Raw genomic sequence first — 11,936 nt, forward strand, 5'->3', positions numbered from 1 at the left:
CCATGTCTGGGGTTAACTGGGGCAGAAAGATGGCACAGTTGGGCGCTTGTCCTGTGGGTTGTGCCTGTCACTAGACTGTTTTCGTTAGGGAAACAAAAAACGTGCGAATTACCAGAACCGTGCAGTTCAACGCTGTTTGACACCCTCAGGTGGTCTGTTGCTTAGGAATTGGCTGGGAAACCGGAAACAATTATCAACCTTAGGTGGAAAACCTGTCAGCCTTACGTGGGGTTAATAGAGGCTCTGTTCGTCAAAGGTGCTGTTTCTAAATTTTTTTTCACTTTGACGGCTTTCTGGCGTCCGGTATTCATGAGTTAGCCCAACTGGGGGGCGATGTCTGTAGGTCACGGGGGCGACCGCACGAATTTAGCATCCGACCGGATGCGAGGGGATGTGTGTTCGCGCAGCGGCTGCCACGCTGTTTGTGACGATAACGCACCGTGATTGCCTATATTGGCAGTCGCGCACCTGTCTGCACGTAGACAGGGATCACTCTCTCCATTTGGTCATGGTGCTGTTGGTGCAGTCGCCAGTGAACACACGGTCATCGGCCTTTGGTTCACTTGGAGGTTTCCGCAGGTTAGCGGTTTGGTGTCACGGGCACCGCAAAGGAGAATGTGATGGCAACGAATTTTGACAATCCGTATCTGGCCAACGTAATCGGTCTGTGGGACTTTCGCCCAACTGCCGAGACCCGTGACACTGGTTTGGGCGATGGCATCGCGCAGGACGGTACACCTGTAAACGATCCCGATTTTGCAGCGGGATGGATGTTCACCGACAACACCGGCACCGAACGGTTCGACGTCGATGATGGTGACGACGCTGCGTTTGACCTGTCTCAGGGCACGATCATCACTGAATTCCGCAGCTTTGACACCACCGACGCTGGTTCGGAAACCGTAGTCAGCCGCGGTGTCGAGGATTCTGGCGAAGAAAGCGACGGCGGGCAGGGCACCGAAACCGACAGTGGTTTCTTTGAAATCCGCGTGACGGAAGACGGCGCTGTCGAGGTTTATCACCGCTCCGGGGGCACTGAATCCCTGTTGAGCACTTCGGAGGGCTTTGTCGGTAGCGGCGATATCGTTAAAGTATCGTACTCGTGGTCGGAAACCGGTGTCGCGGTTCAGGTGGAAAACACCACCCAGGGGACAACCGAAACCATCACTGGCGACACCCAGGGGCTGACACTTGACGTCACCACAGGCGAAGAACAGTCCTTCACCATTGGCGCACGCGAAGTGGTCGAAGGTGAGTTTGATCAACATTTCTATGGCGGCATCGACTACGTTGCGGTTCTGGACGAACCGGTTATCGGCGGTGGTGGCAATGGCATCGTTGAAGGCACCGAAGAAGACGACATCATCGACATTGACTATGACGGTGACCCTGATGGCGATGTGGTTGATGGTGGCGATGCGCCGAATCCGGCGGACGGGCCGGATGACGACGTTATCAACGGCGGTGCAGGTAACGACAGCATTGATGCCGGCGAAGGCGACGATACGGTTTATGCCGGTGGTGGCGATGACACTGTCAACGGCGAGGCTGGCGATGACCTGCTGATCGGAGACGGCGACGCTCCTGGTTTAACTGGCGGCTCGACCCGCGAAACATTTGAATGGAACCTGGCGCCCGATCCGGATGATGGCGGCGAAGTCGATGACGGCGACGACCTGAGCGGCGGATTCACGCAAAACACCGGCTCGGTAGACGTGACTTTTTCCGTCAATCAACAGTCGGGCGGTGTCGACACCGAGTTCCAGACACAAGAACAATACGTCGGCAACATCAACACCAACGGTCCCGATGCCACCGACACCAGCGCGCTGGAATCCGAGCTGAACGGTCAGGCCAATTCGGCCACCTATGAGCTTGAATTCTCGGACGAAGTGGAAAACGTCTCGTTCCGGATCAACGACATTGATGGTGATGGTCAGGTCCAGATTCAAGCCTACGACGCAGACGGCAACCAGATCCAAGTAGTGGTTTCCGGTGGCCTGGGCGTGACTGTCACGGATGAGGACAGCGTTTCGGGTGGCGATACCGCCACGGGTGACGGCGGATATGCCAACCCCGACAACTCGAACTACTCGGTTCTGGTCACAATTCCAGGCCCAGTTGCTAGCCTGACCATCAGTCACAGCCAGGACGGTTCGAGTCCATCTGAAATCGACGTCACGGATGTCTACTTTGACGTGCCAACTGACAGTGACGGTGGCGGTGATCCAGGTGAGGGCGGCGACGACAGCTTGACCGGCGGCGAGGGTGACGACACCCTAGTGGGCCAGGATGGTGACGACACATTGATCGGCGGCGACGGCAACGACAGCGTTGACGGTGGCGATGGCGATGATGTGATCGACACTGGCGGCGATGATGCCGACAATCTACCCGACCGAGGCTTCCCGTCTTACGAGGGCCTGCCTGCGGTACCCGCAGATCCGGACGTCAACAACGACCGAGACACCGTGGACGGCGGCGAAGGCAACGACATCATCTCGACGGGCGACGATAACGACCTGATCATGGGGGGCGACGGCTCGGACACCATCGACGGTGGTCTGGACGATGACACCATCTCGGGCGGAGCAGACGCAGACGTTATCGTCGGCAGCGAAGGCTCCGACGAGATCACCGGGGACGGTGGAGACGACACCATCTATGGCGGACTGGACCCGATCTTCCCTGATCTTCTGAACATCACCGATGATGGCTCGGACGGGCGTGACCCGGACCCTGAAGTCACCAACGGTATGGACACGCTGTCAGGTGGCGAAGGCAATGACCTGATCATGGGTCAGGACGACGATGACGTCCTGATGGGTGATGAAGGCGACGATACGCTAGACGGCGGCATCGACGAAGACAGCATCATGGGTGGCGTCGGCAACGACGAGATTATCGGTGGTCACGGCGATGACACGCTGAGCGGTGGCGACGACCGCGACACCTTCTTAGGTGGCGAAGGCTTCGACCAGGTCGATGGTGGTTCTGGCGGTGACGACTATGACACCCTCGACTTGAGCGGTCTGGGCGCCGTGGGCATTGTCTACACTTCGGAAGACCAAGAGGACGGCGTGGCTGTTGTAGGTGCAACAGGCGACATCATTGTCTTCGAAGAAATCGAAAACATCATTATTGATGAACCTCTTAACCCTGATGGGATCGTCGAAGGCACTTTTGATGATGATATCATTGACGCGCTTTATGACGGTGACCCGAACGGCGATTTCGTTGACAACGATGATGCGTTGTTGCCGGGCCAAGTAGGTGATCAGGACATCATCGTTGGCAAGACTGGCAATGACACCATCGATGCAGGCGATGACAGTGACTATGTCTTTGCAGGTGGTGGCGATGACGCTGTCAGCGGCGAAGACGGTGACGACACCATTCTGGGTCAGGACGGCGACGACCTTCTGGAAGGGGACGCAGGCGATGATCTTATCCAGGGCGGCCGGGGCAACGATATTCTCGACGCGGGTCGTGGCGACGACACGCTGCGTGGTGGTGAAGGCGATGATAATCTAACCGGCAACCCGGGCGACGATCTGCTCTATGGCGACGAGGGTGACGACACTCTGATCGGCAACGACGGCACCGACACTCTGTACGGCGGCACAGGCAACGACACGATTTCGACCGGGCCGGGCAACGACGAGGCCTATGGTGGCGACGATCGTGACACCATCATCGTCGTGGGTCAGGATGACCAGTTCGTAGATGGCAACGAAGGTGGCGATGACTTTGACACCCTGCGTGTCTTTGGCCGCGCCGAGGTCGAATATGACCCGGACAATGGGGAAAACGGCGTTGTCTACTATCTGGACGACACCGACACCCGCACTGGTGTGACGACGACCTTTATCAACATCGAAAACGTCGTGATCGTGGATCCGCAGCTGGATGGTGTGGTTGAAGGTGGCGACGGAGACGACTTGATCGACGCCAGCTATCTGGGCGACCCCGAAGGCGACCGGATCGATAATTTCGACAGCTTCGAAAACTTCCTGGACGAGCCGATCGCCAGCCTGACGCCCTCGGACTTCTTCGAGGATCTGGGTGGTACGCCGCGCGGGGACCAGCGTGACGCGGTCGACGCAGGCGCAGGTAACGATACCGTTATCTCAGGCGCAGGCGACGACATCGTGAAAGGCCGCGCAGGCAACGACTCGGTGATTGCAGGCATTGGCTTCGATGACGTCGATGGCGGTGAAGGCAACGATACGCTGGATGGCGGCGCCGGAAGCGACAAGCTCTATGGAAGCGGAGGCGACGACCTGCTGATCGGTGGCCTGGGTGGTGACACTCTGGTCGGCGGTGAAGGGAGCGATACGCTGGATGCGGGCTTGGGCGACAACTATGTTGAAGCTGGCTCGGGCGACGACCTGCTGACCGGTGGAGATGGTAATGATTCGCTGAATGCCGGCGACGGTGCCGATACGATCTTTGCGGGCGGTGGCGACGACGTGGTCGTGGCCTACGATCCCGCCTTTACCGGTGTCGCCTCGATCGGCCGCACGGCTGACTCGATCGACGGTGGTTCGGGTAATGACGAATTGGCCGGCGGTTCGGGCAATGACACGATCTTGGGGGGGACTGGCAACGATACGCTTTACGGCGGCATCGGTGGAGACCAGCTGGAAGGTCAGGAAGGCAACGATGTTGTCTACGGCGACAGCGACATCACCCTGGTCAAGCCAGCGGATTATGCTGCTGCACTGGCCATCGAGCCCGGCGATGACACCATCCTTGGTGGAGCGGGCGAAGACACGCTGTACGGTGAAGAAGGCAACGACGTCATCCTGGGCGGCGAAGATGCCGACATGGTGTTTGGTGGTGATGACCGCGATACAATTGGTGCGGGTATCGGCGACACCATCGAAGGTGGCGAAGGTGGTGATGATTTTGATGTTCTGATCGCACGCGGCCTGGCCGTTGTCGATTATGACGAAAGCGACCCAAGCGGCGAATCCGGAACGATCACCTACTACAACGATGATCTGACGGTTGCTGGTACCGCCGAATTCTCGGAAATCGAAAACGCCTATGTGATCGGGTCTCCGACAACCACGTCTGCGACGGGCGACGGTCCGGTCGTGTTGGGTGTCGACGGTGTTGTCGAGGGTACTGCAGGAAACGACACAATCGATCTGGCCTATACCGGAGATCCCGAAGGGGACATGGTGGATGGAGACGATGCGGTTGCACCGCTTGTCGGTGAACAGGATGTGATCCTCGCCGGTGGCGGCGACGACAGCGTTCGCGGCGAAGAAGATACCGACGTCATCTTTGGTGGAACCGGAGCTGACACCATCTTTGGTAACGGGGGTGGCGACGCCATCGACGGCGGCGAAGGTGCCGACATGCTGGATGGCGGCGAAGGTCGCGACATTGTGGTCGGCGGCGACGGCGATGACACCATCTCGGGCAGCAACGATGTTGTTGGCGACGGTGGCGACATCCTGTCGGGTCAGTTCGGAAATGATAGCTTTGTCAACGTTGGCCAGGGCGAAGTGATCGTCGGTGGCGAAGACACCGACGGTCTGGACAACGACATCTTGGACCTGACCGGCGCGGCCGAGGCCGTGAACGCGGGTGGCTCGCTGACGGTCGAATTCGATCCGACAGATGCCGAGGCCGGTACGGTTCGGTTCTTTGACAGCGATGGCGCTGAAACCGGCACGACCGAGTTCAGCGAGATCGAACAGGTCATCGTTCCCTGCTTTACACCGGGCACCTTGATCGCCACGCCGAAAGGCGAGCGTCGGGTAGAAGATCTGCAGATCGGTGATCGCATCATTACCCGCGACAATGGCATCCAAGAGATCAAGTGGCTGGGCACCAAGACCATGAGTGGTCAAGACTTGGTCCGCGCCGAGCATCTGAACCCGATCCTGATACGCGAAGGCGCATTGGGTGGCGGTCTGCCTGAGCGGGACATGATGGTCAGCCCGAACCACCGCGTTCTGGTTGCCAATGACAAGACGGCGCTCTACTTCGAAGATCGCGAAGTTCTGGTCGCGGCTAAGTACCTGACTGGTCTGGAAGGGGTCGACGTGGTCGATGTGTCTTCGGTGACCTACATTCACTTCATGTTCGACCAGCACGAGGTTGTCCTGTCGGATGGTACTTGGACTGAAAGCTTCCAGCCGGGCGATCACACGCTGGCCGGACTGGGCAACGCGCAGCGCAACGAAATCTTTGAACTCTTCCCTGAGCTGAAAGAGCGCGAAGGTTTGGACGGTTATGCAGCCGCGCGTCGCTCGCTGAAGAAGCACGAGGCGCATCTGCTGACCCACTAAACGCGAAATGGGGGCGTGTCCTGGCCGATCCGGGACACCACCGCTTGCGTAGGTAGGGGGACGCGAGCGAAAGGACAGGGCGCTAAGCGCCCTGTCTTTGTTGCGTTTAGGTCGTTTGTTTGGCGCGCCAGTCGGCCCAGGCTTCTGGCGTATCCAGATCCAGACGCGCGCGGTTGCCTTTCAGCGGGATCAGTTTGACCGTGCCCCTATGGCGCTTGACCACTGTCTGTGCGCCTTCATCGCCGCTGAGGGCGCGCAACTCTGCGAACAACGAGCGGTCAAAGGCCACTGGATGACCCGGCTTTCCATCTTGTGTGGATCCGCGATGGATTTTCCAATCTCGTTCTATTTCAACGGATTGAGATATATTCTTGATGTCATCCGTCGTCAGATCGGGCAGGTCAGCCAGCAGCACGATCACGGCAGATGCGTCATCCGGCAAATGTTGTATGGCCGTGCGCAGGCTGGCGTTCATGCCTTCGGCGGCGTCTGGCACCGGAACCATCTGCACGGCGAGGCCATCCAAAACAGCATACCGGTCGTGCGGCTCAGGTGGCAGCGCCACAATCACCGGCCCGGCGCCAAGGGCAATCTGGGCCGAGCGACGCAGCAGGGGCATGCCGTCCACGTGCTGTAACAGCTTGTCGGTGCCGCGCATTCGGCTGGATTGGCCAGCGGCCAAAAGGATGATGGGAATGGTGCTCATCCCGCCACCATGGCGCGGGATGAGTCGATTGTCATCCGCGCATCCGCGCGCCGTCCGTATCAAACAGCGGCTCGGTGATTACGCGCGCTTTGCGCATATGTCCCAATAGCTCGATCTCGACCTCAAGCCCGTCAGTCGCACGATCTGAGGGCAGGAAGCCCTGCGCAATCGACTTTTGTGCGTGATGCGAATAGCCGCCCGAAGTGCAAAAGCCCACGACTGTGCCGTCCAGCCAGATCGGCTCATAGGCGTTGACGTCCGCGTCATCGGCATCGACTTCGAACGCCACCAGCTTGCGGTCGGTGCCATTTGTGCGATCCGCCTCGGCTGCGGCGCGGCCGATGAAGTCCACGTTTTTCTTGAAGCTGATGAAGCGATCCAGACCGGTTTCAGCGGCGGTGTAGTCAGGCGAGAATTCAGACATCCACGAGCCAAAGAACTTGTCCAGACGCAAGGACATCATCGCACGCATGCCAAAGGGCGTCATGCCATGAGGTTGACCCGCCTCCCACAGCGTCCACCACAGCTGTCGTTGGGACAGAAGATCGCAATAAATCTCGTACCCCAAATCGCCGGTATAGCTGACGCGCTGCACGATGCAGTCGGTCATGCCAACGGTGATCTTGCGCACATCCATGAACCGCATCGAGGCCACGTCGTCACGGGAGCAAGCCTGTAGAACCTCCAGTGCCTTGGGGCCTGCAATTTGGAATCCGTTGCGTTTGTCGCTTATGTTTTCGACGGTTACGGCGTGTTCCTTATGTTGTAAGAACCAGCGCATGTGAAACGCTTGGCTTCCATAAGACGCAGTCAGTTGGAACTCTTCCTCATTCAGACACGAGACGGTGAAATCCCCGATCAGCTTGCCCTTGGGCGACAGCATCGGTGTCAGCGACAGGCGTCCGGGCTGCGGGATGCGACCGGCCATGATCTTGTCCAGCCAGGCGCGCGCATTCTTGCCCTTGATCAGGTATTTGCCAAAGTTGTGAACCTCGTTGATGCCGACGCTTTCGCGTACAGCACGCACTTCACGCCCGGTTGCCTCAAACGCGTCCGAGCGACGGAATGACGGAGTTTCATAAGTAGGCTCGTCCCCTTGAGCAAAGTAGTTCGCCACCTCAAGCCCGAATTGCTGACCCCAGACCGCGCCCAGATCGCTGAAGACGTCATACATCGGCGTAGTGCGGTTGGGGCGCGCAGCGGGCAGTTCTTCGTTGGGGTAGGCGACGCTGAACCGTTTTTGATAGTTCTCGATCACCTTGGGACGGGTGTAGCCGGGGCTGATCCAGTCGCCAAAGCGGGCCACATCCATGGCAAAGACATCGCGTTCAGGCTCGCCCTCGATCATCCATTGTGCCAACGTCAGGCCAACGCCGCCACCTTGGCTGAAGCCCGCCATGACGCCGCAAGCGGACCAGTAGTTCTGCACACCGGGCACGGGGCCAACCAGCGGGTTGCCATCAGGGGCAAAGGTGAATGGCCCGTGGATCACGGATTTCACACCCGCCTTGGCCAGCACAGGAAAACGTTCATAGGCAAATTCGATACTGTCGGTGATCTTGTCGAAATCGTCGGGCAGCAATTCGTGCCCAAAGTTCCACGGCGTGCCGTCCACCGCCCAGGGTTTGCAGGGCTGCTCATAAAAGCCAATGCACAGCCCGCGACCCTCTTGGCGAAGATAGCTTTCCCCGGCCGGGTCCATCACATGCGGATGCTCGCCACCGGCGTCGATGATCGCCTCGATCTCGGGGATGTTGTCGGTCACCAGATACTGATGCTCCATTGGGTGCAGCGGGAAGTAGATGCCAGCCATGGCCCCAACTTCGCGCGCCCAAAGACCACCTGCGTTGACAATATGTTCGGCATGGATGGTGCCCTTGTCGGTGACCACGTCCCAGGTGCCATCGGCGCGCTGATTTGTCTCGCGTACCATGCAATGGGTTTCGATGGTGGCGCCGCCCATACGTGCGGCCTTGGCGTAGGCATGCGTTGTGCCCGACGGGTCCAGGTGACCGTCGAGCGGATCGTACAAGGCGCCGATGATGCCGTCAGTGTTGGTGACCGGGGCAATCTTCTTGATGTCTTCGGCGCCGACGATTTCGGTTTCCAGCCCCATGAACCGGTGCTTGGCGCGTTCCGCCAGCAGCATGTCGAACCGGTCCTGATTGTCCGCCAGCGTCACGCCGCCCACATGGTGCAACCCACAGGACATGCCTGTGATCTCTTCCAGCTCTTTGTAGAGCCGAATGGTATAGCCCTGCAGCGCGGCCATGTTGGTATCGCCGTTGAGCGTGTGAAATCCGCCCGCCGCGTGCCAGGTCGAGCCGGACGTCAATTCCGAACGTTCAAGTAGCATCACATCGGACCAGCCCAACTTGGTCAGGTGATAGAGCACAGAACAGCCGACGACACCGCCACCAATGACGGCCACACGGGTGGTGGTTTGCATCGAAATCCTCCTTGATTGTCCGATTACCCTTTCGCGAAACTGATCGGGTCTCAAATCCAATTCCGACAAGATGTGTCGCTAAAAGCGCTTGACCGGTCGCCAAGCTAGAGTGTCCCGAAAACAAATCGGCCCCGGGGGCAATTCGCGGTGCGCCCGGGGCCGTCTTCCCACCCAGTAGGAGGTGGGTGGGAATTCTTCGGCCAGAGTCCCATTGAAGAGGGGGACAAGAACACACTAAGTACCAAGTCTGACCGCCCCAGAGGGCTGATTGTCTAATGCTACGAAAACAAACTGCTCTGAGGTGATTTAATTCCACCTTGAGAGCCGAGATGAAGAAAGACGAGAATCGCGAATACCGAGTTTTACTCACGAATGGAAAGGTTGTGTATTTCACGTTCCGTGAACTGCGGGGCTTTGTCATAAGTCCGAACGTACTGTTTTTGTGCGCAATCGTGCTCGTGGTCATGACATCGGGGCATCCTGTGTTGTTCCCGACTTTACCTGACGTCAATGCGCGTCTGTTTTATTGGGTGTTGGGTATCTTTCTGTATGTGCTGCTGGTCCTACCGTGGAGCCAATTGGCGTTGAACATCTGGGAGCGTTTCGTGTCAATTCCCATGCCATTGGCGATTGTAACCGTGCCGTTTGTTGCGGGAATTACAGTGCTGATGGAATTCTTACCGGAAACCTTTGGATCTTTGGTTCCGGCCCGCAGCGGGTCGTCGAACTGGTTCGGGTTCGCCAAGAACATTACGGTTGCACATCTCACCGAGATGATCGCCTTTCTTTGGCTGTTGCCCTTGTCGCGGAATGCCCAAAAGGAGATATCTGTTTCAGAGGCAGCAGAAGATGCAGCGCAATTCATCCGCATTGCGGGACGCACCCTGCCGTTGAACAGTGTGGCTTGCGTGCGCAACGAAGAGCATTATCTGGTGGTCAAGACGACCATGGGCACTCTGCGCTTGCGCGCGCGGATGAACGATCTTCTGATACAGGTGTCTGACGATGACGGTATACAGACGCACCGATCATTCTGGGTTTCAGTTGACGAGGCATTGGAATTGCGCGGCAGCACCATACTGACCCGTTCAGGGTACGTCATTCCGGTGTCGCGCTATCGAATAAAGGCCGTGCGCGCCTGGTGCAAGCGGCACGGCAAGCCGCATTAAAGCGGTCGAATTCTAAGGCCCGTGATTCGGTTGCCTTCGCGCGCGGTTACTTCGAACCGGAAGCCGTGGAACGAAAACACCTGTCCGACGGTGGGGATCATTTGCGCCTCGTGGATCACCAGACCGGCAACGGTGTTTGCCTCGTCGTCGGGCAGGGTCCAGTCGGTGGCACGGTTCAGGTCGCGGATCGTCATGGCGCCTTCGACCTGATACTGGCCGTCGGTGGTTGTTTCTATCTGGTCTTCTTCGGCGATGTCGAATTCATCCGCAATCTCGCCCACGATCTCTTCCAGAATATCCTCGAGCGTGATCAGACCCTGCAACGAGCCATATTCGTCCACCACCAGCGCAAAGTGGCTGCGGATGCGCAAGAACTCACGCATCTGATCATCCAGAGGCGTTGTCTCGGGGACGAAATAGGGTGGGTTGGCAACTTTGGAGACGTCAAAATCTTTTAGACGACCTGCTGCGCCCTCGGCCCCCCCAACTTGGTCATACATCGAGCGGAACAGGTCCTTGGCATGCACAAGCCCGATGATATTTTCCGGCTCATTGCGATAAACGGGCAGGCGAGTGTGCGAGCTTTCCAGGCATTGTTGCAGAATGACTTCGGGCGCTGCGTCCGAGTCGATCATCTCGATCTTGGAGCGGTGCAACATGATCTCTTCGACGGTTCGGTCGCTCAGGTCCAGCGCGCCCAGGATGCGGTCGCGGTCTTCTTTTTCGACGACGCCTTCGGAGTGACCCAGTTGCAGGGCACCCGCGATTTCTTCGCGCACGGCCAGCATATGGCTGTCGGGATCCACTTTGACCCCAAACAGGGCCAACACACCGCGCACCAGCACACGCACAACCCCGACAATTGGTGAAAACAACGTTACAAGAACACTGATCACCGGGGCGACGGCTGCGGCGGCCTTTTCGGCGTTGATGATGGCATAGGTCTTGGGCAGAACCTCGGCAAAGACCAGAACCAGCAAGGTCATGACCAAGGTTGCCAAAGCCACGCCGCTTTCTCCAAAGATTCGGGTAAACAGCGCCGTCGCGAGCGACGCGGCCAAGATGTTGACCAGGTTGTTGCCCAGCAAGACCGAACCGATCAGGCGTTCGTTGTCCTCGGTGATGTCCAACGCCTTTTGCGCCCCGCGCGAGCCCTTGTCGGCCTGCGCGCGCAGCTTCCCACGGGATGAGGCCGTCAATGCGGTCTCGGAGCCAGAGAAAAAGCCAGAAAGAACAAGAAGTAAGAGGATCGAGCCTACGCTAATCCAGAAAGCGCTGTCAATCACAGTAGGGGTCGGGTCCAT

5 protein-coding genes are annotated in these 11,936 nt (G+C 58.4%); 2 read left to right on the forward strand and 3 right to left on the reverse strand.

Translation table 11 applies throughout. The features are described from left to right. Nucleotides 1-620: 620 nt before the first annotated feature. Nucleotides 621-6,308 carry a Hint domain-containing protein gene (locus tag G6R15_RS22840; protein WP_164658707.1) on the forward strand — a complete coding sequence of 1,896 codons (5,688 nt, stop codon included), beginning with the start codon at nucleotides 621-623 and terminating at the stop codon, nucleotides 6,306-6,308. 106 nt (nucleotides 6,309-6,414) lie between these two features. On the opposite strand, the gene G6R15_RS05230 is transcribed toward G6R15_RS22840, so the two are convergent. After that, on the reverse strand, nucleotides 6,415-7,014 hold the full coding sequence (locus tag G6R15_RS05230; RefSeq protein ID WP_164658708.1) for an NTP transferase domain-containing protein: 600 nt from the start codon (nucleotides 7,012-7,014) through the stop codon (nucleotides 6,415-6,417). 31 nt (nucleotides 7,015-7,045) lie between these two features. Further along, entirely contained in the window at nucleotides 7,046-9,463 is a 2,418-nt protein-coding gene (locus tag G6R15_RS05235; protein ID WP_164658709.1) for an FAD-dependent oxidoreductase, read from the reverse strand. 464 nt (nucleotides 9,464-9,927) lie between these two features. Here G6R15_RS05235 and G6R15_RS05240 point away from each other — a divergent pair, with 464 nt between their 5' ends. Then, nucleotides 9,928-10,632: a LytTR family DNA-binding domain-containing protein gene (locus G6R15_RS05240; protein WP_205520467.1), complete on the forward strand. Its 705-nt coding sequence runs from the start codon at nucleotides 9,928-9,930 to the stop codon at nucleotides 10,630-10,632. Here the strand turns inward: G6R15_RS05240 and G6R15_RS05245 are convergent. Then, the gene (locus tag G6R15_RS05245) at nucleotides 10,629-11,936 is read right to left on the reverse strand and encodes an HlyC/CorC family transporter (RefSeq protein WP_164658711.1); all 1,308 of its coding nucleotides are present in this window, start codon (nucleotides 11,934-11,936) and stop codon (nucleotides 10,629-10,631) included. The genes G6R15_RS05240 and G6R15_RS05245 overlap by 4 nt on opposite strands.

The organism is Tropicibacter sp. Alg240-R139 (assembly GCF_900537075.1).
Taxonomy (GTDB): Bacteria; Pseudomonadota; Alphaproteobacteria; order Rhodobacterales; family Rhodobacteraceae; genus Falsiruegeria.

What these genes read in the sequence shown, in the direction of transcription:
- G6R15_RS22840 (WP_164658707.1), top strand. Translation starts at nt 621, where the DNA reads ATGGCAACGAATTTTGACAATCCGTATCTGGCCAACGTAATCGGTCTG.
- G6R15_RS05230 (WP_164658708.1), bottom strand. Translation starts at nt 7,014, where the DNA reads ATGAGCACCATTCCCATCATCCTTTTGGCCGCTGGCCAATCCAGCCGA.
- G6R15_RS05235 (WP_164658709.1), bottom strand. Translation starts at nt 9,463, where the DNA reads ATGCAAACCACCACCCGTGTGGCCGTCATTGGTGGCGGTGTCGTCGGC.
- G6R15_RS05240 (WP_205520467.1), top strand. Translation starts at nt 9,928, where the DNA reads ATGACATCGGGGCATCCTGTGTTGTTCCCGACTTTACCTGACGTCAAT.
- G6R15_RS05245 (WP_164658711.1), bottom strand. Translation starts at nt 11,936, where the DNA reads ATGGACCCGACCCCTACTGTGATTGACAGCGCTTTCTGGATTAGCGTA.